This is a genomic window from Streptomyces sp. NPDC006430, from assembly GCF_040612395.1.
Taxonomy (GTDB): domain Bacteria; phylum Actinomycetota; class Actinomycetes; order Streptomycetales; family Streptomycetaceae; genus Streptomyces.
On the sequence record NZ_JBEXQA010000001.1, the window covers coordinates 208,832 to 231,830 of the forward strand.

The 22,999-nt window shown below is 72.4% G+C and carries 22 protein-coding genes and 1 pseudogene; 12 read left to right on the forward strand and 11 right to left on the reverse strand.

What is annotated here, in order from left to right; all coding sequences use genetic code 11:
- The first annotated feature begins 112 nt into the window (after positions 1-112).
- The gene (locus ABZZ20_RS01000; protein WP_356865357.1) at positions 113-1,249 is read left to right on the forward strand and encodes a nitric oxide synthase oxygenase; all 1,137 of its coding nucleotides are present in this window, start codon (positions 113-115) and stop codon (positions 1,247-1,249) included.
- Between the two features lie 86 nt (positions 1,250-1,335).
- Positions 1,336-2,394 carry a lactonase family protein gene (locus ABZZ20_RS01005; protein WP_356866104.1) on the forward strand — a complete coding sequence of 353 codons (1,059 nt, stop codon included), beginning with the start codon at positions 1,336-1,338 and terminating at the stop codon, positions 2,392-2,394.
- 152 nt (positions 2,395-2,546) lie between these two features.
- On the opposite strand, the gene ABZZ20_RS01010 is transcribed toward ABZZ20_RS01005, so the two are convergent.
- From ABZZ20_RS01010 to ABZZ20_RS01020, 3 genes are all read right to left on the reverse strand, one after another.
- Positions 2,547-3,467, reverse strand: coding sequence for a hypothetical protein (locus ABZZ20_RS01010; RefSeq protein ID WP_356865359.1), 921 nt, complete (start codon positions 3,465-3,467; stop codon positions 2,547-2,549).
- 109 nt (positions 3,468-3,576) lie between these two features.
- Positions 3,577-4,263 (reverse strand): uracil-DNA glycosylase, encoded by a 687-nt coding sequence (locus ABZZ20_RS01015; RefSeq protein WP_356865361.1) that lies wholly within the window; start codon positions 4,261-4,263, stop codon positions 3,577-3,579.
- A gap of 23 nt (positions 4,264-4,286) precedes the next feature.
- Complete coding sequence (locus ABZZ20_RS01020) at positions 4,287-5,378, reverse strand: exo-alpha-sialidase (protein ID WP_356865363.1); 1,092 nt, start codon at positions 5,376-5,378, stop codon at positions 4,287-4,289.
- Positions 5,379-5,593: 215 nt separating this feature from the next.
- Here ABZZ20_RS01020 and ABZZ20_RS01025 point away from each other — a divergent pair, with 215 nt between their 5' ends.
- The 3 genes from ABZZ20_RS01025 (at position 5,594) to ABZZ20_RS01035 (ending at position 8,628) form a co-directional block, all read left to right on the forward strand.
- A complete protein-coding gene (locus ABZZ20_RS01025; RefSeq protein WP_356866106.1) occupies positions 5,594-6,964 on the forward strand; it encodes a wax ester/triacylglycerol synthase family O-acyltransferase in 1,371 nt (456 codons plus the stop codon).
- Positions 6,965-7,044: 80 nt separating this feature from the next.
- Complete coding sequence (locus tag ABZZ20_RS01030) at positions 7,045-8,166, forward strand: NADH:flavin oxidoreductase/NADH oxidase (protein WP_356865365.1); 1,122 nt, start codon at positions 7,045-7,047, stop codon at positions 8,164-8,166.
- Between the two features lie 105 nt (positions 8,167-8,271).
- Entirely contained in the window at positions 8,272-8,628 is a 357-nt protein-coding gene (locus tag ABZZ20_RS01035; RefSeq protein WP_356865367.1) for a helix-turn-helix transcriptional regulator, read from the forward strand.
- Here the strand turns inward: ABZZ20_RS01035 and ABZZ20_RS01040 are convergent.
- Both ABZZ20_RS01040 and ABZZ20_RS01045 read right to left on the reverse strand, forming a co-directional pair.
- The gene (locus tag ABZZ20_RS01040; RefSeq protein WP_356865369.1) at positions 8,625-10,013 is read right to left on the reverse strand and encodes an FAD-dependent oxidoreductase; all 1,389 of its coding nucleotides are present in this window, start codon (positions 10,011-10,013) and stop codon (positions 8,625-8,627) included. The genes ABZZ20_RS01035 and ABZZ20_RS01040 overlap by 4 nt on opposite strands.
- Positions 10,014-10,065: 52 nt before the next feature.
- Positions 10,066-10,719 carry a DUF305 domain-containing protein gene (locus ABZZ20_RS01045; RefSeq protein ID WP_356865371.1) on the reverse strand — a complete coding sequence of 218 codons (654 nt, stop codon included), beginning with the start codon at positions 10,717-10,719 and terminating at the stop codon, positions 10,066-10,068.
- A 77-nt stretch (positions 10,720-10,796) separates the two neighbouring features.
- On the opposite strand from ABZZ20_RS01045, the gene ABZZ20_RS01050 reads away from it, so the two are divergent.
- Positions 10,797-12,281 (forward strand): hypothetical protein, encoded by a 1,485-nt coding sequence (locus ABZZ20_RS01050; RefSeq protein WP_356865373.1) that lies wholly within the window; start codon positions 10,797-10,799, stop codon positions 12,279-12,281.
- 13 nt (positions 12,282-12,294) lie between these two features.
- Here ABZZ20_RS01050 and ABZZ20_RS01055 read toward each other — a convergent pair whose 3' ends face one another.
- The 4 genes from ABZZ20_RS01055 to ABZZ20_RS01070 form a co-directional block, all read right to left on the reverse strand.
- The gene (locus tag ABZZ20_RS01055) at positions 12,295-12,927 is read right to left on the reverse strand and encodes a helix-turn-helix domain-containing protein (protein WP_356865375.1); all 633 of its coding nucleotides are present in this window, start codon (positions 12,925-12,927) and stop codon (positions 12,295-12,297) included.
- 102 nt (positions 12,928-13,029) lie between these two features.
- A complete protein-coding gene (locus ABZZ20_RS01060; protein ID WP_356865377.1) occupies positions 13,030-13,698 on the reverse strand; it encodes a phosphatase PAP2 family protein in 669 nt (222 codons plus the stop codon).
- A 74-nt stretch (positions 13,699-13,772) separates the two neighbouring features.
- Positions 13,773-14,711 (reverse strand): M56 family metallopeptidase, encoded by a 939-nt coding sequence (locus ABZZ20_RS01065; RefSeq protein ID WP_356865379.1) that lies wholly within the window; start codon positions 14,709-14,711, stop codon positions 13,773-13,775.
- 81 nt (positions 14,712-14,792) lie between these two features.
- A complete protein-coding gene (locus tag ABZZ20_RS01070) occupies positions 14,793-15,338 on the reverse strand; it encodes a DUF5134 domain-containing protein (protein WP_356865381.1) in 546 nt (181 codons plus the stop codon).
- 132 nt (positions 15,339-15,470) lie between these two features.
- Between ABZZ20_RS01070 and ABZZ20_RS01075 the strand changes: the two genes are divergently transcribed.
- Positions 15,471-16,022 carry a GNAT family N-acetyltransferase gene (locus ABZZ20_RS01075; RefSeq protein WP_356865383.1) on the forward strand — a complete coding sequence of 184 codons (552 nt, stop codon included), beginning with the start codon at positions 15,471-15,473 and terminating at the stop codon, positions 16,020-16,022.
- 69 nt (positions 16,023-16,091) lie between these two features.
- On the opposite strand, the gene ABZZ20_RS01080 is transcribed toward ABZZ20_RS01075, so the two are convergent.
- Positions 16,092-16,784, reverse strand: coding sequence for a glycerophosphodiester phosphodiesterase family protein (locus ABZZ20_RS01080; protein WP_356865385.1), 693 nt, complete (start codon positions 16,782-16,784; stop codon positions 16,092-16,094).
- A gap of 708 nt (positions 16,785-17,492) precedes the next feature.
- Between ABZZ20_RS01080 and ABZZ20_RS01085 the strand changes: the two genes are divergently transcribed.
- The 4 genes and pseudogenes from ABZZ20_RS01085 (at position 17,493) to ABZZ20_RS01100 (ending at position 21,159) form a co-directional block, all read left to right on the forward strand.
- Entirely contained in the window at positions 17,493-18,899 is a 1,407-nt protein-coding gene (locus ABZZ20_RS01085) for a DUF6421 family protein (RefSeq protein WP_356865387.1), read from the forward strand.
- Positions 18,900-18,925: 26 nt separating this feature from the next.
- Positions 18,926-19,696: an SDR family oxidoreductase gene (locus ABZZ20_RS01090; RefSeq protein WP_356865389.1), complete on the forward strand. Its 771-nt coding sequence runs from the start codon at positions 18,926-18,928 to the stop codon at positions 19,694-19,696.
- Positions 19,693-20,754, forward strand: coding sequence for a low specificity L-threonine aldolase (locus ABZZ20_RS01095; protein ID WP_356865391.1), 1,062 nt, complete (start codon positions 19,693-19,695; stop codon positions 20,752-20,754). Before ABZZ20_RS01090 ends, ABZZ20_RS01095 begins: the two co-directional genes overlap by 4 nt.
- A gap of 85 nt (positions 20,755-20,839) precedes the next feature.
- Positions 20,840-21,159 (forward strand): annotated as a pseudogene (locus tag ABZZ20_RS01100) (hypothetical protein).
- Here ABZZ20_RS01100 and ABZZ20_RS01105 read toward each other — a convergent pair.
- On the reverse strand, positions 21,095-22,333 hold the full coding sequence (locus ABZZ20_RS01105; protein ID WP_356865393.1) for an MFS transporter: 1,239 nt from the start codon (positions 22,331-22,333) through the stop codon (positions 21,095-21,097). The pseudogene ABZZ20_RS01100 and the gene ABZZ20_RS01105 overlap by 65 nt on opposite strands.
- Before the next feature lie 92 nt (positions 22,334-22,425).
- Here ABZZ20_RS01105 and ABZZ20_RS01110 point away from each other — a divergent pair, with 92 nt between their 5' ends.
- On the forward strand, positions 22,426-22,992 hold the full coding sequence (locus ABZZ20_RS01110) for a CGNR zinc finger domain-containing protein (protein WP_356865395.1): 567 nt from the start codon (positions 22,426-22,428) through the stop codon (positions 22,990-22,992).
- Positions 22,993-22,999 lie beyond the last annotated feature (7 nt).

Below are 22,999 nucleotides of genomic sequence, written 5' to 3' on the forward strand. Positions count from 1 at the left end.
TCTGCCTGCCGCACCCGTCTCACCTGCGGCATGTACAACGGGTGATTGTTCACAGCACATTCGTTCAGCACGTACAGGGTGGATCTGGTTGGACAGGGGGTAACCGCCCGGGATGGAAATACTTCAACAGCGCTCGACCGCAGCCCAAGTGTGGGAAGCGGCCGAGGAGTTCATCCGACTCTTCCACCGGGAGAATCCGCAGGCCGGTGACCCGCGGGCTCGGCTCGCCTCCGTGCGGGCCGAGCTCGCGGAGACGGGCGGGTACCGGCACACCCCGCAGGAGCTCGCCCACGGGGCCAGGGTCGCCTGGCGCAACAGCAACCGCTGTATAGGCAGGCTCTACTGGAACTCCCTGCGGGTGCGCGACCGCCGCGACCTCACCGAGGCCGACGAGATCGCTGCGGAATGCTTCCAGCACCTGCGCGAGGCGACCAACGGGGGCAAGGTCAGACCCACCATCACCGTCTTCGCCCCGGACACCCCGCAGCGCCCCGGTCCGCTGATCTGGAGCGAGCAGCTCGTCCGGTACGCCGGCTACGGCGACCACCACTCGATCACCGTGGGCGACGCCCGCAACGCGCCGCTCACCAGGGCGTTGCTCGGCCTCGGCTGGACCGGCGGCGCCGGCACCCCCTTCGACCTGCTCCCGCTGGTGGTCCAGGGAGTGGACGACAAACCCCGCTGGTTCGACACCCCGCCCGACGCCGTGCTGGAGGTCCCGATCGAGCACCCCGACGAACCCGGCTGGGCGGACTGGGGGCTGCGCTGGCACGCCGTGCCCGCCATCTCCAACATGTGCCTGGAGATCGGCGGCATCCACTATCCGGCCGCCCCCTTCAACGGGTGGTACATGGGCACCGAGATCGGTGCCCGCAACCTCGCGGACACCGACCGGTACCACCTCCTCCCCGCCGTTGCCCGCCGCCTCGGTCTCGACACCTCCAGCGACCGCTCGCTGTGGAAGGACCGGGCGCTCGTGGAGCTCAACCGGGCCGTGCTGCACTCCTTCGACCGGGCCGGGGTCACCATCGCCGACCACCACTCCGAGTCCCGGCGCTTCCTCAGCCACATAGAGCGGGAGGAGCGCAAGGGGCGGGAGGTGGGCGCCGACTGGTCCTGGATCGTGCCGCCGATCTCGGGCTCCGCCACCCCGGTCTTCCACCGCACCTACGACGACCGGCCGAGCTCGACGGCGTACGTGCACCACCCCGGCGCACAGGAACGCGCCCAGGGGCGAGATCTGGTCTAGACCTTCTGTTAACGTCGGCTGCGCACGGATCGATCCGAAGCGGTGGAGAGGGGCGTCCAGTGGGCGACACGGACGGTACGGACGTCGTGAGCGGGGCGGACCGGGGCGGTGAACCCCGGGTCCGCATCGGCTCGTTCACCTCGGGAGGCGGTCGGGGCGTCACCACCGCGGCCGTCGATCCGGCGACCGGAGCGCTGACCCTGCTCTCCGTCAACGACGCGATCGCGGACCCTTCGTACCTCACCTTCGACCGGGACACCGGAGTGCTCTATGCCGTGAGCGAGACCGAACCGGGCGCTGCCGCCGCTTTCCGACCCACCCCCGAGGGCCTCACCGCCCTCGGTCCCGCCGTCCGGGTGGGCGGCTCCGGGCCGACGCACCTCAGCGTGGCCGGGCGTCGACTGCTGACCGCCCACTACACGTCCGGCAGCGTCAGCAGCCTCCCGCTCGCGGCGGACGGCAGTCTGTCCGGGCCCGCCTCGGTCCTCGCCCACCGCGGCTCCGGCCCCGACGCGAGCCGCCAGGAACGGCCGCACGCCCACCAGGTACTGCCCGACCCCAGCGGCAATTGGGTGCTCAGCGTGGACCTCGGTACCGATTCGGTACGGGTCTGCGTGCCGGACCCGGCCACCGGCGCCCTCCGCCTCCACGGGGAGACCGCGCTGCGCGCCGGGACGGGGCCGCGGCACCTCGCCTTCCATCCGGACGGGATGGTGGTCTACGTCCTGCACGAGCTGGAGCCGCAGCTGACCGTCTGCCGTTGGTATCCGGGCTCCGGGCGACTGGAACCGGTCGGCGAGGTTCCGGTGGCTTCTACGGGCGCTCCAGGGGCCGTACGGGTCTATCCCTCGGCCGTGGTGGCCTCGCCCGACGGTCGCTTCGTGTGGGCGGCGGTGCGCGGCACCGACACCCTCGCCACCTTCTCGCTCGCCGGCGGGGCCGAGAAGCCGCGTCTCGCGGGCAGTGTGGCTTGCGGCGGCAGTTGGCCGCGGGACCTCGCCATCGACCCCTCGGGGCGCAGGCTGTACGCGGCCAACGAGCGCTCCGGGGACGTCACCTGGTTCGACGTCGACCCGTTGACCGGGCTGCCGCGCCGGGCCGGCTCGCTGCCGGTGCCAGCCGCCACCTGCGTGGTCTTCGGCTGACCGGGCCCGCCGGAGTCCCGCTGCACGCACGAGGGCCCGTGTCCCGGGGCCCCGGACGGAGTCCGGGGTGCGGTTCCGGGCACGGGCCCTCGTGCCAGCGGCCCTGGCCACCTCCCCCGGACGGGGTCCGCGGGAAGGCGGCCAGGGAAGGGTCAGCGGGCGCCGGCGCCCTGGCTGATGCCCAGCGCCGCGGAGTACTGGGTGACGACGAGCTTGCCGAGCGCCGAGTAGGCGCCGAGCACCTCGGCGGTCGCGCAATCGGCCTCCTTGCAGGCCGTGTCCAGCAGCCCTTCGGCGGCCTCCGGGCCGATCAGGTACGGGGCCAGCGCGAGCTGCGTGGAGCCCTCGCTGCGCAGCTGCTCGGCGACCGCGGCCACCGAGCCCTCCTGGTCGAGGGCGGCGGCCTTGACCGGCACGGCGAGGCGCGCGGCCAGCAGCATTCCGGTGACCCCGGCGACCTGGACGGCCTCCTCGCCGCCGGTGGTGGCCACGATGATGCCGTCGGCGGCGGTGGTGACGGTGAACAGCCGGGCGCGGTCGGCGCGGGCCAGCCCCGCCTCGGAGAGCCGCACGTGCAGGCCCTCGGCGAGCAGCGGGTGCGGGCCGAGCACCTCGGCCAGCTCGGCGGCGGCCGAGGAGTCCATCACGGCCTGGCGCATCCGGCGCAGCAGGTCGGCGTCCGGGCCGGCCAGCAGCGGGACGACCACGGCGTCCGGGCCGGTCGGCGCGGGCACCTCGTGGCCGGCAGCGCGGGCGAACTCCGCGCGCGCGACGCGCTCGGCCGCGACCGCGGTCAGTACGCCGGAGAGCGCCGGGAACTCGGCGGCCTCGGCGTCATCGCCCTCAAGAAAGCCGATGCGGGCGTCCAGGCCCGGCAGCTCGGAGCGGCCGATGCTGATGATCTCTTCCGCGAGCCCTCGCGAGGCGGCCGAGGGGGCACCGGGCACGGCGAGCACCAGCGCGGGCGCGCCCTCGGGCGCCACCGCGGGCTCGGGTCGGCGGTGCCGTCCGGCAGGGCGGGGTCGCGGCATTCGTACGGGCAGGCCATTTGCGGGCCCAGTGGGGGAGCTCATGGCGCCGCATGCTACTGGCTTATCGGAACGCAGTGTTCGGGCAGGGCCTTAACGGGCGGCTTCTGTCCGTATTTATCCGTTGAATGTCGTATACGGTTCAACCGAATGGTCAACTGGCTGCGGGGAGTCGCCAGTCCACCGGCTGTGCCCCCTGGCGGACCAGCAGATCGTTCGCCCGGCTGAACGGCTTGGAGCCGAAGAACCCGTTGTCGGCGGACATGGGGGAGGGGTGGACGGACTCCACGGCCGGCAACTCGCCCAGCAGCGGCCGCAGATTGCGCGCTTCCCGGCCCCACAGCACCGACACCAGCGGCTTCCCGCGCGCCGCCAGCGCTCGGATCGCCTGCTCGGTGACCGCCTCCCAGCCCTTGCCGCGGTGCGCGTTGGGTTTGCGCGGGGCGGTGGTCAGGGAGCGGTTGAGCAGCAGTACCCCCTGGCGCGTCCACGGGGTCAGGTCACCGTTCGCCGGACGCGGCACCCCGAGGTCCGCGTACAGCTCGCGGAAGATGTTGTCCAGACTGGGCGGCCACGGGCTGACGTCGGGCGCCACCGAGAAGGACAGGCCCATGGCGTGCCCCGGGGTGGGGTAGGGGTCCTGGCCGACGATCAGCACCTTGACCTCGTCGAAGGGCTGCTGGAAGGCGCGCAGTACGTGCGCCCCGGCCGGCAGGTACGTTCTCCCCGCGGCGATCTCGGCGCGGAGGAAGTCGCCCATGGCGGCGATCTGCGCCGCCACCGGCTCCAGAGCCCGGGCCCAGCCCGGTTCGACGATCTCGTTCAACGGTCTTGCTGCCACAGTGAGTCACTCTACTGGCCGATTCAGTGAGCCAGTACCGCAGCCCGGACACACAGCACGTCGGGCAGGTGACCGGCCAGCAGTTGCCAGCTGTCGCCGTCGTCGTGGCTGGCGTACAGCTCGCCGTTGCGGTTGCCGAAGTAGACTCCCGCCGGGTCGGCGTCGTCCGTGCACAGGGCGTCCCGCAGCACCGTCCCGTAGTGGTTCCCGGCGGGCAGCCCGCGCGTGAGCGGCTCCCAGGTGGCGCCCGCGTCCCGGGTGCGGAAGACGCGGCACCGGTGTTCGGCCGGGACCCGGTCGGAGTCCGCGTTGAGCGGGAAGACGTAGGCGGTGTCCGGCCGGTGCGGGTGCGCGGCCACCGCGAAGCCGAAGTCGGAGGGCAGTCCGCCGCCGATGTCCGTCCACCGGGCTCCCGCGTCGTCGCTGCGGTACACCCCCCAGTGGTTCTGCAGGTACAGCCGGCGTCGGTCCCCGGCGTCCTGGGCGATCTTGTGTACGCACTGGCCGAACTCCGGGTGCGGATCTGGCAGGAACACCGCCGAGACCCCCTCGTTGGACGGGACCCAGCTGGCCCCGCCGTCCCGGGTCCGGAACACCCCGGCGGTGGAGACCGCCACCGTCACTGCGTCGGGATCGCCCGGGTCGGTCAGCACCGTGTGCAGGCCCTCACCTCCGCCGCCCGGCACCCAACTCCTGCGGCTCGGGTGCTCCCACAGCGGTCGGACCAGCTCGAAGGACTCCCCGCGGTCGGTCGAGCGGAACAGTGCTGCGGGCTCCGTGCCGGCGTACACCACGTCCGGGGCCTCGGGGCCGGCCGGATGCAGCTGCCAGACCCGTTCCAGGGAGGCCCCGGTGTCCTTGGGGAACTTCACGGCCGGCGCGGCGGGCTCGTGCCAGCTCGCCCCCAGGTCGTCGGAGCTGAAGATGGACGGCCCCCAGTGCGAGCTGTCCCCGCCGACCAGCAGCCGGGGGGTCGCCCCGCGTCGATCGACTGCGACGGCGTAGACGGCCTGGGCGTTGAAATGGGGTCCGTCGAACGTCCACGGGCCGCCGTCCCGCCTGAGGCCGATGAAGAGGCCCTTGCGGGTTCCCGCGAGCAGGAGCACCTCTGCCATGGTCGACACCTCCGGCCTTCGCCGTCCCGGTCGTCGTGCTGAGCACCTTCCGGCCAGTCTGCACCCGGCCCCCGTCAGTGGCTCGGTAGCCGCTCCGCTGGGCCGACCAGTCGGTCGCCATCGATCAACAGGCGTACGCAAAGGGTGGCTACTTGATCGTAGGAGGCCGAAAGGGGTTGACTTCCACCTCTGCCACCGCACGCGAGAGGCAATACGTGGCCACCGAGCACCTTTCCCCGCTCGACCTCGCCTTCTGGCGGATCGAATCCGCCGCCCACCCCATGCACCTCGGCGCCCTAGCGGTCTTCGAAGCCGCCCCGCAGGCCCCCGGCCCCGTGGCAGGCCCCGGTCCCGGTCCCGAGGCGGACCCCGGGTGCGACCCCGCGCTCCGGGCCGCCGAACTGCTCACCGCCCGCTGCGTCGCCGTCCCCGGCCTGCGCCGCCGCATCCGCGACGTGCTGCTGCCGGTCGGCGCGGCGGCCTGGTCGCCCGATGCGGACTTCGATCCGGCCCGGCACGTTTTCCTGGTCCGCACCGCCGACCCGCAGGTCGCCGCCGGGACCCTGATGGCACGACCGCTGGACCGGGACCGGGCGCCCTGGGAGGCGCACGTCCTGGCCGGACCGGATCCGAGCTCCTTCGCGGTGCTGTTCAAGTTCCACCACGCCCTCGCCGACGGGCTCGGCGCCCTCGCGCTGGCGGCCGAGCTCTTCGACGAGGGCCCGCCCGTACGGGGTCCCGCCCGGCCCCTCCCCGCACCGGCGCCCACCGGCTCCGTCCTGCGCAACCTCCCGGGGATCCTGGCCGCCCGGGTCCAGGACGTCGGCCAGGCCCTGGAGATCGGCGCCTCCGTCGCCCGTGCCGGGCTGCCGCTCGGCGTTCCGGCCGCCCTGACGGCCGTCCCGGCGCGGACCGGGACCCGCGCGGTGGCCGGCCTCGCGCTCGACCTCGACGACGTCAACCGCATCCGGAAGGTCGCCGGCGGCACCGTCAACGACGTGCTGATCGCCCTGGTCGCGGGGGCCCTGCGGCGCTGGCTGGTGGGCCGAGGGGGCCCCGAGCCGGTGGGGCCGGGTCCGCGGGCCCTGGTACCGGTATCCCGCCGCAGGCCCGGCAGAGCCGCGAAGTACGGCAACCGGCTCTCCGGCTACCTGCTCCGGCTCCCGATCGCCGAGTCGGACCCGCTGCTGCGCCTGGATCGGGTGCGCACCGGAATGGACCGCAACAAGGAGGTCGGACCCGCTCGCGGCGCCGGGGCCGTCGCACTGTTGGCCGACCACGTCCCTCCGCTCGGGCACCGGCTCGGCGGCCCGTTGGTCGCCCAGGCGGCGCGGTTGCTCTTCGACATCCTGGTCAGCAGCGTCCCCCTGCCCAGTTTCACGTTCTCCCTCGGCGGTAGCCGGGTCCGGGAGGTCTATCCGCTCGCTCCGTTGGCCTGCGGCCACTCGCTCGCGGTCGCGGTCTCCACGTACAAGGGCACGGTCCACTACGGCCTGGTCGCCGACGCGGCCGCCGTGCCGGACCTGGCGGCGCTCGCGGAGGCCCTGCGTGCCGAGCTCGACATGCTTGTACGAGAGATGTCGTAGTACGAAGAAATTCGTAGTACGGTGAGTCTCGTACGAGCCGTCGATCGACGGCGCGCCCGGCCCCATCCGGAGAGTCCTTCATGCGTGCTGCCCCCGTCACAGCCCCCGCCGCTCCCGCTGCTTTCGCCGCCCTCTTCGCACCCCTCGCGCTGCGTTCGATCACCGTCCCGAACCGGGTGTGGATGGCGCCGATGTGCCAACACGTCGCCGAGGCGTCCGGGCCGGCTGCCGGCGTGGCCCACACCTGGCACCTCGCGCACTACGCCGCCCGTGCGGTGGGCGGTACGGGCCTGATCCTCCAGGAAGCCACCGCTGTTTCCCCGGAGGGCCGGATCTCCCCGTACGACCTCGGCATCTGGAACGACGCCCAGGTCGAGGCGCTGCGTCCGATCACCTCCTTCCTCAAGGAGCAGGGGACCGTTCCCGGCATCCAGATAGCCCACGCCGGGCGCAAGGCCTCCACCGGCCGCCCCTGGGAGGGCGGGCGCTATGTCGGCCCGGAGGCGGACGGCTGGCTGCCGAGCGCCCCGAGCCCGGTGCCGTTCGACGAGGGCGACCCGGTGCCGCACGAGCTGACGATCGATCAGATCCACGAGATCACTGCTCAGTTCGCGGCGGCTGCCGGGCGTGCGCTGGCCGCCGGCTACGAGGTCGTAGAGATCCACGGAGCCCACGGCTACCTCATCGGCGAGTTCCTCTCCGCCGAGAGCAACCGGCGCACCGACGAGTACGGCGGCTCCTTCGAGAACCGGGCCCGCTTCGCCCTCGAAGTCGTGGACGCCGTACTGGCGGTGTGGCCGGAGCAACTGCCGCTGTTCTTCCGCGTCTCCGCCACCGACTGGCTGGACGAGTCGGGCTGGACTCCCGCGGACACGGTCCGGCTGGCCGGACTGCTCAAGGAGCACGGCGTGGACCTCCTGGACGTGTCCACCGGCGGGATGGCCCCGCGCGCGACCATTCCGGTGGGCCCCGGCTACCAGGTGCCGTTCGCCGCCGAGGTGAAGGCCGGAACCGGCCTCCCGGTCGCCGCCGTCGGTCTCATCACCGAGCCGGAACAGGCCGGGAAGATCCTGGCCGAGGGGGAGGCGGACGCGGTCCTGCTGGGGCGCGAGTTGCTGCGCGACCCGTACTGGGCCCGCCGTGCAGCCGCCGAACTGGGGGCGGAGGTCCGGGTGCCCACCCCGTACCACCGGGCCTGGTAGCCCGGCGGCAACCTCCGGCTCCGCAGTGGGCAACCCGTACGGCAGGGTCGATGTACTACGGTGGTTCTCGTACGAGAACGGAGTCGGGCGAGCGGAGCAGCAGACGTGACGGACACGGCCACCACCCGCCCGCGCACCCTCGCCCATCCCGGGCTCCAGGAGATCCGGTTGGAGGCGGTGCTCCACGCGCTCTCGGACCCGGTCCGGCTGTCGATCGTCCGGGACCTCGCCGCCGCGCCGGACGAGTTGGCCTGCTCGTACTTCGTGCTGCCCGTGACCAAGTCGACGACCACGCACCACTTCCGCGTCCTGCGCGAGGCCGGAGTGATCCGTCAGACCTACGTCGGCACGGCGAAGATGAACGCACTGCGCCGTCAGGAGCTCCAGACACTGTTCCCGCACCTGCTGGACAGCGTGCTCGCGGCAGCCGCCGCGGAGGAGGAGCGCCGGGCCGGCCCTTAGCCGCCGCCCCTGGTGGATCCGCCGGTGGTGCCCGCCCCCGCTGCGCCCAGCAGTCCCGCCCAGTCCGGGATCTTCACCGAGTGGCGGCCCAGTGAGCGCCCGAGGCCAGCCTCCGCCGCTTCGATGGCCGTCCAGCCCTGCCATTCCACCGGATGTAGACCCGCTGCGCGCAGGGCGTCGAGCGGGTCCCCCGGCAGCTCCCGCCGGGCCAGTGCCGCCGCGTCCTGGAGCAGTGAGGACGCGGTCTCCTTGGCGCAGGGCCGGTTGGTGCCGATCACCCCGGTCGGGCCGCGCTTGATCCAGCCCGCCACGTACTCGCCGACCGAGGCCCGGCCCGCGCGCATCACCCGCCCCGCTGCGTGCGGGACCGTCGCCGTCGCCGGATCGAAGGGCAGGCCCGGCAGGGGGACGCCCCGGTACCCCACCGAGCGCAGCACCAACTGCGCCTCCACGTCCTCGTAGGCTCCCGTCCCGGTGACCCCGCCCCGGCCGTCCGGGGCCGTCCGCTCGAAGCGCATCCCGCGGACCCGGCCGTCGGGACCGCCCAGTACCCGAACCGGGCGCAGGTAGAACCGCATGTGGATCCGGCGCTCCGCGTCACCCGGCTCCTGCTCCGCCCAGCCGCGCAGCACCTCCAGGTTGCGCCGGGCCACCGCGGGCAGTGCGGCGGCCGTCCCGGGGTCGGCGTACGCGGGATCGAGCGCCAGCTCCGCGGGGTTCACGAGGACGCCCACACCCGGGAGCGTGCCCAGCTCCCGCAGTTCCTTGGTGGTGAACCTGCCCTGCGAGGGCCCGCGTCGGGCCACCATCGACACCGACGTCACCCCGCTGTCCGCGAGCGCGCCCAGGGCCGCCTGGGGCATGTCGGTCGGGGCCAGCTCCGGTTCGCCGCGGGCCAGCATCCGCGTCACGTCCACGGCGACGTTGCCGGCGCCGACGACCACGGCCGAGTTCACCCCGGGCAGGTCGAAGGCCTCGGCCGCGGCATCGGGGTGCCCGCTGTACCAGGCGACGAAGGCCGTGGCGGAGTGCACCCCGGCCAGGTCCTCGCCGGGGATGCCCAGCAGTCGGTCGCGGGCGGCCCCCACGCAGTAGACCACGGCGTGGTACAGCTCCAGCAGCCGTTCGGTGGGCAGCTGCGGCCCGCCGACCTCGACGTTGCCGAGGAAACGGATCCGCTCGTCCTCCAGTACGGCGCGGAGGCTGCCCTGAAGTGATTTGATCTTCTCGTGGTCCGGGGCCACCCCGTACCGCACCAGCCCGTACGGCGCGGGCAGCCGGTCCAGTACGTCGACGCGCACGCCCGGCACCTCGCGCTGCTGGACCAGTGTCTGAGCGGCGTAGACCCCGCTGGGGCCCGAACCGACGACGGCGACACGAAGCACGGCGGAGCTCCTCCCGCAGGTGCTCCCAGCATGCCACCGGGTGCGGCGGCCGTCAGCCCATCGCGCGCATCCGGTGGATCTCGGCGGTCTGCGTGGCGATCACCTCGTTGGCCATCTCCTCCACCGCCCCGTTGTTGCCGGCGGCCAGCGCCTCGCCCGCCATCTTCACGGCGCCCTCGTGGTGTGCGGTCATCAGGGTGAGGAAGAGCCTGTCGAAGTCGGCGCCCTCGGCCGCGGCGAGCTGCGCCAACTGCTGCTCGGTGGCCATGCCCGGCATCGGGCCGTGGTCGTGGCCGTCGGGGGCGCCGGAGGGCGCCGGGTAGCGGGCCAACCACTTCTCCATCCCGCCGATTTCCGGCTGCTGGGCGGCCGAGATCCGTTCGGCGAGTCGTTTGACCCCGTCCGCGGAGGCCCGTGTCGGGGCCAGTGCGCTCATCGTGAGGGCCTGTCGGTGGTGTTCGACCATATGACGCACGTAGGCCCGGTCGGCCGCGTTGGGGCTGTCGTCGGGCTGCCGCCGGGCGGCCTCCTCGGGGGAGAGGGTGCGGGCCTTCTCGCCTGGTCGGCCGGGGGCGATGACCGCCGCGCCGCCCTTCTTCGCGGCGTCCCCGTCGTCGCCGCTGCGGCAGCCGGCCAGGACGAGCAGGATCCCCGCGGCCAGGACCGCCGCGGTGCTTCGACCGAGTAACCCTTTTGCCATGTCCATGAAAGGAACATACTGCCGGGGTCCTGGTTCCGTTCCCACCCCGAGCGGAATCGATCGGACTCCCATGGGAGGGCACAGTGACCTCGAAGCACACCACCAGAGTGCGGCACAGGAGTCTGGGGGCGGCCGTGGCCGCGGCCGGGCTGCTCACCACGCTCTTCGCGGCCGGCCCCGCGGCCGCCACCCCGGATCCGGGGGACTTAGCACCGGGCAGCGCCTCCTCGCAGGGCGCGGACCCGACCTCGGGCCGTGAACTCGCCCCCGGCGAGATCCCCGGCCAGGACGAGATCGTGCACAGCGCCAACGTCAAGCCCCTGGCCAACATCCCGAGCACGTACCCGGGAGTCATCAACACCGACCTGGCCTTCCAGGGCAAGTACGCCTACGCCGGCAACTACAACGGCTTCACGATCTACGACATCGGCAACCCCAAGGCCCCGAAGGCCGTGAGCCAGGTGCTCTGCCCCGGCGGTCAGAACGACGTGTCCGTCCAGGGAGACCTGCTCTTCCTCTCCACCGACTCCTCGCGCAGCGACGACTCCTGCAACAGCGTCTCGCAGCCCGCGACGGAGAAGTCCTCGTGGGAGGGCATCAAGATCTTCGACATCAAGGACAAGAAGAACCCCAAGTACATCAAGTCCGTCGAGACCAACTGCGGTTCCCACACCCACACGCTGGTGCCCGGCGACCGCGACATCTACCTCTACGTGGCCTCGTACTCCCCGAACGAGGCGTTCCCCGACTGCCAGCCGCCGCACGACGGCATCTCCGTCATCAAGGTCCCGAAGAAGGCCCCGACCCAGGCGGCGGTCGTCGCCTTCCCCGTCCTCTTCCCGGACGGCGGCAACCCGGGCGCTCCCACCAACCCCGGCGTCAGCAAGACCACGGGCTGCCACGACATCACCGTGTTGCCGTCGAAGAAGCTGGCGGCCGGCGCCTGCATGGGCGACGGCATCCTCTTCGACATCAGCAAGCCGGAGCAGCCGCGGGTCATCGACCGGGTGCAGGACAACGTGAACTTCGCGTTCTGGCATTCGGCGACCTTCAACGAGAAGGCCGACAAGGTGGTGTTCACCGACGAACTGGGCGGCGGTGGCGGCGCCACCTGCAACGAGGCCACCGGCCCGAACCGCGGAGCCGACGGCATCTACGACATCACGGGCAGCGGCGACCAGCGCAAGCTCGTCTTCCGCAGCTACTTCAAGATCCCGCGCCTACAGGCCGACACCGAGAACTGCGTGGCCCACAACGGCTCGCTGATCCCGGTCGGTGGCGGCCGCGACATCATGGTCCAGGCCTGGTACCAGGGCGGCGTCTCGGTGTGGGACTTCACCGACTCCGCGCGCCCCCGGGAGATCGGCTACTTCGAGCGTGGCCCGCTCACCACCGACACGCTGGGACTCGGCGGGTCCTGGTCGGCGTACTACTACAACGGACACGTCTACTCGAACGACATCGCCAAGGGCCTCGACGTACTGAGGATCGACGACTGGCGCACCGAGAGCGCCAAGTGGGTGTGGATGGACCGGCTCAACGTGCAGAGCCAGCCCGTCTACCACTGACCCCTTGCCGGTGCTAGCCGGTAGACGGAAACGTTCCGCCGGGGGGCGGTCCGCCGTCCGGCGGAACGCCGAGTTCCCAGTCCAGGCCGTAGCGCTGGAACAACTCGGCGCGCAGCATCGCCAAGGGCATCGGAGCCCCCGGCAGTAGAACCGCGACCACCGCACCCATCAGCAGGGCCCGCAGCAGCGGGTAGTCGGTGTCCACGTCCGCCGATCCGTACCGCGTGACCGTGTCCCGGAGCAGCTCCGCCAGCCGCTGCTGCTCCGGGCACTGCACGAACCCCTCGGCCTGGAGGATGCCCGCCATGTGCGTCCGCATCAGCAGCGGCTGGTCCCGGGCGAGCCCGAGTACCGCGTCGACGGCACGGGCGAGCCGCTCGCGCCCGTCGTCGGTGCGGGGCTCCCGCTCCAGCGCCGCGTCCAGCGTGAGGTGCATCAGCCGGTGCACCGCCGACTGCAGCAGTTGCCGTTTGCCCGGGAAGTAGTACGAGACCAGGCCGCGGGCCGCACCCGCACGGTCGGCGATGTCGCCGAGCGTCGTGGCTTCGTAGCCGTGCTCGGCAACGAGTTCGACCGTGGCCTGGAGCAGCCGCTCCCGGGAACGTCTGCGCAATTCTTCATTGACCGATGCGCTGCGCGGGGACATGCTTACTCCTGCGTTGACTGGCTCTGAGCCAATATACTCAGCGCACGGGATCGCCTGCTCTGGGCGACGCGGGGGATCGCCCAGAGCAGCGACGTCCACACCTCACGAAACGGCCGGTTCCGGCCGATGCCCGCGGGTGGGGAGCGAGAGCGCGAGAGCGACCACCGCAGCGCCCAGCAACCACCCGGCGACGACGTCCGATGCCCAGTGCACGCCGAGGAAAAGCCGGGTGAAACCCACCCCGAGCACGGACACGGTGGCCAGCACCCACGCCGTCCGGGCGGGGCCCGACACCCGCGCACGCCGGGGGGTCGCAGTCTGCCGCGGCAACAACGAGAGCAGCAGTCCGCACACCACCGTCGCCGTCATCGCATGCCCGGACGGGTAGGCCGCATAGTGCGCCGAGTCGACCGGATCAAGCCACACCGGGCGCTCGCGCCCCACCAGCACCTTCAGCCCCTGTTGCACCGCCGAGGCCGTCGCCGTGGCCAGCACGATCCGTAGCGCCCGCTGCCCGTCACCGCGCCGCCACAGCCACAGGCAGACGAGGGCCGCCACCGCGCGCAGGGTCCAAGGGTCCCAGACCCAGTCGGTGAGCACCCGCACGAGACCGGTGACCCCGGGCCGGGCGACGGCGTGCGCGTGCAGACTCCGCGCGACCCGGTCGTCGTACGAGAGGAGAGGCCGCCACCGGGCCGCCACCAGTGCCGTGAGGACGGCGGCGAGCAGCGCACAGCCGATCCCCGTCCGTCGTACGCCGTCGATCCGCATGCCGAGATCCTCGCACCGGACATCCGCCATGCCGGGCACACCCGCCCGCCGGGCTGTCGGGCCGCCGGACCGGATCAGGCGAGCGCGCTCAGCCCCGGCACCAACGCCACCGCCAGCGGCACAACCGGAACCAGCGTGGCCAGTACCGTCAGCCGCAGCCGGCGGCACGCGGACAGCCGGGGCGCCGCCGCCAACAGCCGCCGCACCCGCTCCGAGACGTGCGGCTGCGGGGTCGCGTACGGCCCGAACACCCCCCGGTCCTCATTGAGCCCGACCAGCGCCAGCGCGATCGTGAGCCTCCCGAACCGCCGCGAGGCCACGTCGTCGGCGGCCAGTTCGACGAGCCGGTGCATCTCCGCTTCGAACGCCGCGAACACCGGCACCTGAGGGAATCCCCCCGCCAGGGCCCGCGAACAGTGCAGCAGCCAGTCGTGCCGTGCCGCCGCGTGCCCCTGCTCGTGGGCGAGCACCGCGTCCAACTGGCTCCCCTTGAGGCGCCCGAGCGCGGCCGTGGTCACCACCAGCTGCGGAGCCGTACCCGGCAGCCACCACGCGTCGGGCCGCGTCCCCTCCAGGACGACGAGCCGGGAGCCGGCGGGATCCTCCCCCGGCAGCAGCGGCGCCCGGACGAGGAGTTCGGCGCCCCGGGCGCGCCGCCGGGCCCGGGCCCGCAGCACCTCCCGGGTCAGCCGGGCCCCGGTCCACAGCCCGCCGCCCGCCAACGCCAGCGCGGTACCCACGGCCCACGGGCCGCCGGTCGGGCCCAGCCCGTACGCATCGACCACCCCGTGCGGGGCCGCCGCGAAGAGTCGGCCGCGCACCGCCAGCCAGGCCGCGGCAGCGCTCAGCAGCATCGCCAGGGCGAAGCACAGGAGCACCGCGCCCACCACGCACTGCCACACCCACAGCGCGACGACGGGCTCACGCTCGGGCCACTCGGCCCGGGCCAGTAGACGGGGGGCGAGCACCGCGGTCAGGGCGCCGAGCAACAGGAGTGCGGCGGGGACCATCATGCTCGCCAGCCTATGAGCGCACGGCTACCTGCGGGTACGGCCTTTCCGTATTGGTGACGCAGGACACGTTTGCCCATCCGGTCACAGACTGAGCAGCATCGCCAACATTCCCATCCCCATGGCCAGTCGGCAGGCACGCGCCAGCTCGTCCGGCCCCGCGGGCAGGCCGCCGACCACCGGCTGCGCGGCCCCGCCCGGCGCCACGAGCCGCGCCCCGCCGAGCAGGACGTACCCCGCGAAATAGAGGAGCAGGGTCCCGGTGACGAGCGGCAGGCCCCCGCCGCCGTGCCCCTGCCCGGTGGTCATCGTCACCGCCATGTACGCCATCGCCAGCGAGCCGACCAGATGGTGCGTGTGGTGCACCCCGCCCCGCAACAGCCACAGGGCGTGGAGCGCGGCCCCGCAGAAGACGACCGACAGGACCACGGGCCGCCACGCCCCGGAGCCCGCCGGCACGGCCATCACCGCCATCCCGAAGCCCATCAGCGCCTCGCCCGCCGCGCCGCCGCGCGCCTCCCGGCTCGATCTGCGCACCCGCCGCAGACAGTAGGCACCGCTCACGGCGCACAGCAGTACGAGGAGCCAAGCGGAGAGGACGGCGGGCAGGGACAGCGCGGCACCGTGCACGGAGGAACCTCCCGGTTCGTCGGCGTCACGGGAAGAGATGCCCCGGCCCGGACGCCCGCACGCCGCCCCGGGTTAGGCTCTCCGTGCCGCACCGGGCATGTCATATGCCGCTGAGCAGAACGGAGCCCCCCGATGTCGTTCGCCCACCCGACCGCCCACCCCACCACCCTGAACTTCCGCAGTGCCGTGGAGGCGGACGTACCGGAACTGGTGGCGCTCGTCGAGTCGGCGTACCGCGGCGAGGCCAGCCGCGGGGGCTGGACCACGGAGGCCGACTTCCTGGACGGGCAGCGCACCGACCCCGACGGGGTCCGCGCGATCATCAACGCCGCCGACGGCGTCCTGCTCGCCGTCGAGCGCGCGGGCGAGCTCGTCGCCTGCTGCCAGCTCGAACACCGGGGCGACCACGCCTACTTCGGAATGTTCGCGGTCCGTCCCGGGCTCCAGGGCGGCGGCCTCGGCAAGGAGATCCTCGCCGAGGCGGAGCGCCGCGCCCGCGGGACGTGGGACGCCAGGGAGATGCGGATGACGGTCGTGAACGTACGGGAGGAGCTCATCGCGTACTACGTGCGCCGCGGCTACCGGCGCACCGGCGAGCTGAGCCCCTTCCCCTACGGTGACGAGCGCTTCGGCGTCCCGCTCCGCGACGACCTGGCCTTCGAGCTGCTGGTCAAGCCGCTGTGACCGGGGCCTGAGGCGACTGCGGTCGCGGGTACGGGTGCGGGTGCGGGCGGGGATGCCGGTGTCCGCGCGTCAGGCCGTGAACCGGCCCGTACTGCGGATCTCCGGGAAGTCGGTGGCCGCGCCGTCCAGTTCGAGCGCCCGCGCCAGCCGTAGCTGCTCCAGGGTGTTGACCGTCCAGGCGGTCACCCGCAGCCCGGCCCCGTGCGCCGACTCCACCGTCTCCAGGGTGAGCCGCCGCAGGTTCAGGGCGAGCGTTCCAACCCCCGTGGCCAGGGCCCGGTCCACGATGTCCGCGGCCCCGTCACCGCCGAGGTCCGCGACGAGCACGGTCCGGGCACCCGGCACCAGCCGGGCCGCCTCGGCGAGCACCGCGTCGTCGTAGGAGGCCACCTCCACCCGCGCGCTCAGATCGCGGCGCCGGACCAGCTCCGCCAGTGCGCCGACGGCGGCCCGGTCCTGGACCGACACCTGGAGCGGGGTCCGGACCGCTTCGAGGACCTCCTCGAAGACCGGCACCCGTTCGCCCTGGCCGGCGTCCAGCTCGCGTAGTTCGGCCAGGGTCAGATCGGCGACTGCCCCGGCACCGTCGGTGGTGCGGTCCACCTCGGGGTCGTGCAGGACGACGAGCACGCCGTCCTTGCTCAGCTGCACGTCCAGCGCGATGACGTCCATGCCGGAGCGTTCCGCACGGACGAACGACCGCAGGGTGTTCTCCGGTTCGACACCCATGACCCCGCGATGACCGATGGTGAGGAAAGTCAAGGTTCTCTCGCTTCCGTCGACGGCGGCTCTCCGCGCGGTCGCGGTGTCCCGACCGGCCGCGCGCGGTGAGGACGCATGCTAGTGCGCCGACGATGCGATGGGACCGCCCGTGCAAACCCCCGAAAACGGCCTGCGGCCGGTTCACGCCAGGGGTGTGCGCCGCCGAACGCCGGGCCGTGGTCGTGCCGCATCACCCGGGCGTGGGCGCGTCCCCGTCGCCTTGACGTTCCACTGACCGGCCCCGGCCCAGCATGGTGTCCTGCCGTGGGCGTGGGCGTGGGAGCAGCACCTCGGCGGGCGGTCGGTGACGGACGTCACCCGCTCGCCCCGCCGCTGATCGTCGGGGACCGCCGGTGGTCACCGATCCCGCTGAGGCCGCCGCCCGCCCACTTCGTCACCGCTGGTTGCGGTCCGCTCCGCGCCGAGGGGGTGGTGGGCGCAAGGAGGTTGCGCGGGGCCGGTGTTGCAGTGCGCGAGGACCGTTACGCGGGCCTGTTCCCCGCTCCCTCCTGCTCTCCGCACGGCTCCGCGCCGCCCGCAGAGCCACCGAGGAGACGGGTGTAGCCATCACCCGGAGGATGGTCAGACGGGAAGAATTACGGCGCCCATGGGGGTCGAGCAGGATAATTTCCTGAGCAATCTCTTGAGCAGGAGAGGCTTACATGCATACGCTGTCTATACGTGAGGTTCTCCTGTGGAGGAAGTGACATGACGGAAACTCTTGTGGCGGGTTCTGGCGGTGCGGTGATAACCGCCGGTGCGCGGGTGGTCGACCACCCTGCGTGGCCCGAGCTCAAGGCCGCCGTGGAGGAGATCCGCCCCTGGCAGTCCAAGGACGGTTCCATCGACTTCGACGCCGCGGACGCCCCCGCGCCGGTTGTCGTCGAGGCTGCCGTCGAGCGGGCGATCGCAGCGGTCGAAACGCTGTCGCCGCTGCTGCCGCACGCCACCGCGTACCACCAGGCGCTCGTCGGTGACCTGCGCAAGTGGGTCGCGGACGGCTTCAAGGTGCCGGACTTCCTGGACTCCCTGCTGGCCTTCCGCCCGGCCGCCGAGCGCGCCGACGGACTCCAGCACCTGGTCGTCTTCCCCATGTACACGCAGAACGGCAACCCGGACCGCAACTTCGAGGCCGTCGTGCTCAAGATGGTGTGGCCCGAGTGGCTCTCCGAGCTGGAGCGCACCCGGTACGACAACCCGCTCTTCCTCGGCATCACCTTCGAGGACTTCACCCCGGGCTACGACACCCACTCCGCCGTGCTCTTCCCGGAGACCATCGCCGTCCGCGAGGCCCCCGAGCGCTTCACCTGGGGCGGTATCTTCTGCGACCGCGAGGCCGCCCGCTACCGCAAGGTCACCGAGGCCGCCGTCGACATCCTCGGCATCGAGCTGCCCGATGACATCGCCCGCATGGTCGAGGACCAGGAGCGCTGCGAGAAGGCCTTTGTCCTGTGGGACATGGTCCACGACCGTGCCCACAGCCACGGCGACCTGCCGTTCGACCCCTTCATGATCAAGCAGCGCCAGCCGTTCTGGATGTACGGCCTGGAGGAGCTGCGCTGCGACCTCACCGCCTTCAAGGAGGCCGTGAAGCTGGAGTCCGAGGGCAACGAGCACGGCCGTGACGTGCAGTACGCCGTCCTGTTCGACCGGATGTTCCGCTTCCCGGTCTCGGGCGACCGCAACCGCAACTACGACGGTCTCGGCGGCCAGCTGCTCTTCGCGTACCTCCACAAGCACGATGTCGTGCGGTGGACGGACAACAAGCTGAAGATCGACTGGATGCGTGCCCCGCAGGTCACCAACCAGCTGTGCGGGGAGATCGAGGACCTGTACCGGGCCGGCATCGACCGCCCGAAGCTCGTCCACTGGTTCAAGGCGTACGAGCTGGTCTCCACCTACCTCGCCCCGCACCCGGGATCCAAGTGGGCCAAGGGCCCCGACGCCCTCGACCTGACGCAGCCGCCGCGCAAGCTCGTGGACGACGTGCTTCCGGACGAGTTTCCGCTGAGCATGTTCTATGAGGCGCTCGCCAAGAAGCTCAAGGGAGTGATCGCCGCCACGAAGGGCATCACTGCAGTGAACGCCGATTCGGACGAGCGGGCCGCCGCGTGAGCGCTCGCCCACAGGAGGCTGCACAGATGAACAGTGCTGGGAAGTCCGGGAACGGGAACGGCAGGCTCCAAGGGGCTGTGGTCGCGGTGGCCGGGGCCGGTGGCCCCGCCGGCCGCGCCGCCCTGATCCGTCTCGCCGAGGCGGGTGCCGTGGTCGTGGCGTCCGACGCCGACGCGGCGCGGCTCGCGGAGGCCGTGGACGCGGCCCGCTACGCCCACGGTGGCGCCACCGTCGTCGGTGACACCGTGGACCTGCTCGACCTGGACGCCACCAAGGCGTGGGCTGAGCGGACCGAGAAGGAGTTCGGCCGGGTGGACGGCCTCGTCCACCTCGTCGGCGGCTGGCGCGGTAGCGCCTCCTTCACCGAGACGGACCTCGCGGACTGGAACTTCCTCGAGAAGCTCTTGATCCGCACCGTCCAGCACACCTCGCTCGCCTTCCACGACGGCCTGCTGCGCAGCGACCGGGGCCGCTACGTCCTGGTCAGCCAGTCCGGCGCGCACAAGCCGGTGGCCAACAACGCCGCGTACAACGCCGGCAAGGCGGCCGCCGAGGCGTGGACGCTCGCCCTCGCCGACTCCTTCCGCAAGGCGGGGGGCGAGGAGGGCCCGGGCGCCGCAGCTGCGATCCTGGTGATCAAGGCACTGGTGCACGACGCGATGCGCGCCGAGCGTCCCAATGCGAAGTTCGCGGGCTTCACCGACGTCAAGGAGCTGGCCGAGGCCATCGCCGGCGTGTGGGAGCGGCCCGCCACCGATGTGAACGGACAACGTCTGTGGCTCACTCCGCAACCGTGAAGACCGATGCCCGTCGACACCACGATCCGGCGGTGCGTGGTTTCGCGAGCGACAACTACGCGGGGGTCCACCCGGAGATCCTGGAGGCCCTCGCCCTGGCCAACGGCGGCCACCAGGTCGCCTACGGCGAGGACGAGTACACCGAGCACCTGCAGAAGGTCATCCGCAGCCACTTCGGGCCGTACGCGGAGGCCTTCCCGGTCTTCAACGGAACCGGCGCGAACGTCACGGCCCTCCAGGCCCTGACCGACCGCTGGGGCGCGGTGATCTGTGCCGAGTCGGCGCACATCAACGTCGACGAGGGCGGGGCGCCGGAGCGGATGGCCGGCCTCAAGCTGCTCACCGTCCCCACCCCGGACGGCAAGCTCACCCCCGAGCTCATCGACCGGCAGGCCTGGGGCTGGGAGGACGAGCACCGGGCGATGCCGCAGGTCGTCTCGATCACCCAGAACACCGAGCTGGGCACGGTGTACACGCCGGACGAGATCCGGGCCATCTGCGAACACGCGCACGGCAACGGCATGAAGGTCCACCTCGACGGGGCCCGGATAGCCAATGCCGCCGCTTCGCTCGACGTGCCGATGCGCACGTTCACCAACGCGGTGGGCGTGGACGTGCTGTCGTACGGCGGCACCAAGAACGGCATGATGTTCGGCGAGGCCGTGGTGGTCGTCAACCCGGACGCGGTCCGGCAGATGAAGCACATCCGCAAGATGTCGATGCAGCTCGCGTCCAAGATGCGCTTCGTGTCGGTGCAGCTGGAGGCGCTGCTCGCGAAGGACCTGTGGCTGCGCAACGCCCAGCACGCCAATGCGATGGCGCAGCGGCTGGCGGCGGGCGTGCGCGAGACCGACGGGGTGGAGATCCTCTACCCCGTGCAGGCCAACGCGGTCTTCGCGAAGCTGCCGCACGAGGTGTCGAGGCGTCTGCAGCAGCGTTACCGCTTCTACTTCTGGGACGAGGTCGCCGGCCACGTACGTTGGATGTGCGGCTTCGACACCCTGGAGGAGGACGTGGACGGCTTCCTCCAGGCACTGAAGGAGGAGCTGGCCCGCTGACGCGACCGCCCTTCACATGCGAATAGATGTGCCCTCGATCGTAAATTCATTGATCTACGGTCGGGGCATACCTATGGTCCGGGCCATGCAGCTCATCCCGCAGAACCCGCACATCCATGCGTACGTGTCGCTGACGAGGTCATCGACCACGGCCACCCGCTCGTACGGGAAACGGCCGAGGCGCTCTGGACCGCCACCGGGACGCACATTCATACGCCAGGGTCGCATTCGAGTTCGTTCGTGACACCATCCCCCACTCCGCCGATTCCGGGGACCGTACGCCCCGAACTCGGCGAGGTCGACTACCCCGAGCTGTACGCCGCCCCGCACCCGGCCCCGCTCAAGGCCCTCCGGGAGTCCGCCGAGCGGTCGGAGCCGTGGCGGAACCTTCCGACGGCGCTGTAGCCGCCGCGGCGGCCGGTACGGGCCGCTGCCGCGCGATGAGGGCGTGCAGCGGGGCGGCCGCCAGGATCAGCGCGGAGATCCCGGCCAGCAGGGCCTGGGGCGGCGCGGAGGCGGCGAACCCCACGAGGGCCGCGCCGACCGATGCGGCGGTCAGCTTGAGCCCCGCACCGAGGGTGAACACCTGGGTCCGTACGGCGTCGGGGGCGTATGCGGAGCGGATCCGGAGGGTGGCCGTCAGCAGGGGGCCGTCGCACCACCCGGCGGCGGCGAACAGCGCCGCCCCGACGGCGACGGAAGGGGCGAACGCGGCCGCTGCCAGGGCCACTCCGGTGCCCGCCATGGCCCAGTGCGCCAGGCGCCCCGGATCGACGGTCGTGATCCGTCCGAGCGTCAGCGAGCCCGCCAGGGCGCCCACTGCGAAGGCCGTCATCAGCATGCCCCCGGCGCCCGGACTGCCGAGGCGCGCGGCCAGCAGCACCGAGGTCGTGGTGAGCATGCCGATGCCGACGAAGGCCAGCGTCGTGGCCGTGGTGATGGCCCGCAGTTCCCGGATGCGCCACAGCGCTGCCAGTCCCGCGCCCAACCCCGGCGCGTCCGGCGCTGCGTCCCGGTGCGGCGGCGCCCCGTACGGGAGGGTCGCGGCCAGCGCCGCCGCGAGCGCCCCGGCCAACGCGAGCACCGCCATCGCGGGCGCGACCCACCCCAGCGCGGCGGCCAGGCCGATCGCGGCCGGGGCGGTGACGGCTGCCGCGTTGTAGGTGGAGGCGTCCCAGGCGTAGGCCCGATCGCGCTCGGGTCCCGCCGGGACCAGGCCGGCGACCAGGCTGGACATCCCGCCGGTCACCATCGGTCCGCAACTGCCTCCGAGCAGCGCCACCGCGAGCACCAGGGCCGCCGGGGCCCGGCCCAGCAGCAGGGCCAGTGCCGCGACCGCGCAGGCGAACCCGGCCAGCGCGCCCACGTGGAACATGCGAGGTCGGCGGGTCCGGGCCGCAGCGGCCCCGGTGAGGGGAGCAGCCACCACGTGCGGCGCCAGCCAGGCGGTCAGGACGAACGCCCCGTGCGCGGCGCTCCCGGTGCGCTCCAGGGCGAGCAGCACCACCGCCAGGCTCGTGCCCTCCGCGGCGAACCGCGCGGCCAGTGCTGCTGCCAGGTACCGCCCGAACCCCTGCATCCCCGGCCCTCCGCGATGTGTGACCCGCTGGCTGTAACGTGATGGCAGTGCAAGACGTTACGCGACGCGGGTGCGGGGCGAAAGGACGTGGGATGAGCGACTCCGGACAGGGCTTCTCGGTGGTTCGGCGGGTGATCGACCTCTCCGAGGCGGTCCGTGTCGACCCCGACGTCCCGCGCGCCGGGCTCGCGGCGCTGCTCGCGCGGCACGGCGAGCGCCCCGCCGACCTGGCGGAGGGCGTCTTCACCGAGACGGCTGCGGCCGAACTGCGCGCCGCAGCCCGGCGGATGGCAGCGGTGCTCGTCGAGACCGACGAGGACCGCGCCGCCGGAGCCCTCAACGACCTGTTCGAGCAGTACGGAGCCCGGCCCCGCCTGACCCGGCACGACGGTCACCCCTGGCACCTGCACGTGGACCGGGGGCAGGGGGCCGGGTGGGGTGAATGGTTCCTGGCCTCCGGGGCCCTTGCGCTGTCCCAACTGCTCACCGAACACGGGCGGATCGTGTGGGGCGCCTGCGCCGCCGCGGGCTGCGGGAGGTTCTTCCTCGGGACCGGCCCCGGGAGCGCCCGTCGGTACTGCTCCACCACGTGCGCCACTCGGGCGCGGGTCGCCGCTCACCGGCAGCGCAAGCGGGCCGAGAGGGAGACTGGACGATAGGAAAGTT

Coding starts and splice junctions, on each gene's coding strand:
- ABZZ20_RS01000 (WP_356865357.1), top strand. CDS start 113: ATGGAAATACTTCAACAGCGCTCGACCGCAGCCCAAGTGTGGGAAGCG.
- ABZZ20_RS01010 (WP_356865359.1), bottom strand. CDS start 3,467: ATGAGCTCCCCCACTGGGCCCGCAAATGGCCTGCCCGTACGAATGCCG.
- ABZZ20_RS01020 (WP_356865363.1), bottom strand. CDS start 5,378: ATGGCAGAGGTGCTCCTGCTCGCGGGAACCCGCAAGGGCCTCTTCATC.
- ABZZ20_RS01030 (WP_356865365.1), top strand. CDS start 7,045: ATGCGTGCTGCCCCCGTCACAGCCCCCGCCGCTCCCGCTGCTTTCGCC.
- ABZZ20_RS01045 (WP_356865371.1), bottom strand. CDS start 10,719: ATGGACATGGCAAAAGGGTTACTCGGTCGAAGCACCGCGGCGGTCCTG.
- ABZZ20_RS01055 (WP_356865375.1), bottom strand. CDS start 12,927: ATGTCCCCGCGCAGCGCATCGGTCAATGAAGAATTGCGCAGACGTTCC.
- ABZZ20_RS01060 (WP_356865377.1), bottom strand. CDS start 13,698: ATGCGGATCGACGGCGTACGACGGACGGGGATCGGCTGTGCGCTGCTC.
- ABZZ20_RS01065 (WP_356865379.1), bottom strand. CDS start 14,711: ATGATGGTCCCCGCCGCACTCCTGTTGCTCGGCGCCCTGACCGCGGTG.
- ABZZ20_RS01075 (WP_356865383.1), top strand. CDS start 15,471: ATGTCGTTCGCCCACCCGACCGCCCACCCCACCACCCTGAACTTCCGC.
- ABZZ20_RS01085 (WP_356865387.1), top strand. CDS start 17,493: ATGACGGAAACTCTTGTGGCGGGTTCTGGCGGTGCGGTGATAACCGCC.
- ABZZ20_RS01090 (WP_356865389.1), top strand. CDS start 18,926: ATGAACAGTGCTGGGAAGTCCGGGAACGGGAACGGCAGGCTCCAAGGG.
- ABZZ20_RS01105 (WP_356865393.1), bottom strand. CDS start 22,333: ATGCAGGGGTTCGGGCGGTACCTGGCAGCAGCACTGGCCGCGCGGTTC.
- ABZZ20_RS01110 (WP_356865395.1), top strand. CDS start 22,426: ATGAGCGACTCCGGACAGGGCTTCTCGGTGGTTCGGCGGGTGATCGAC.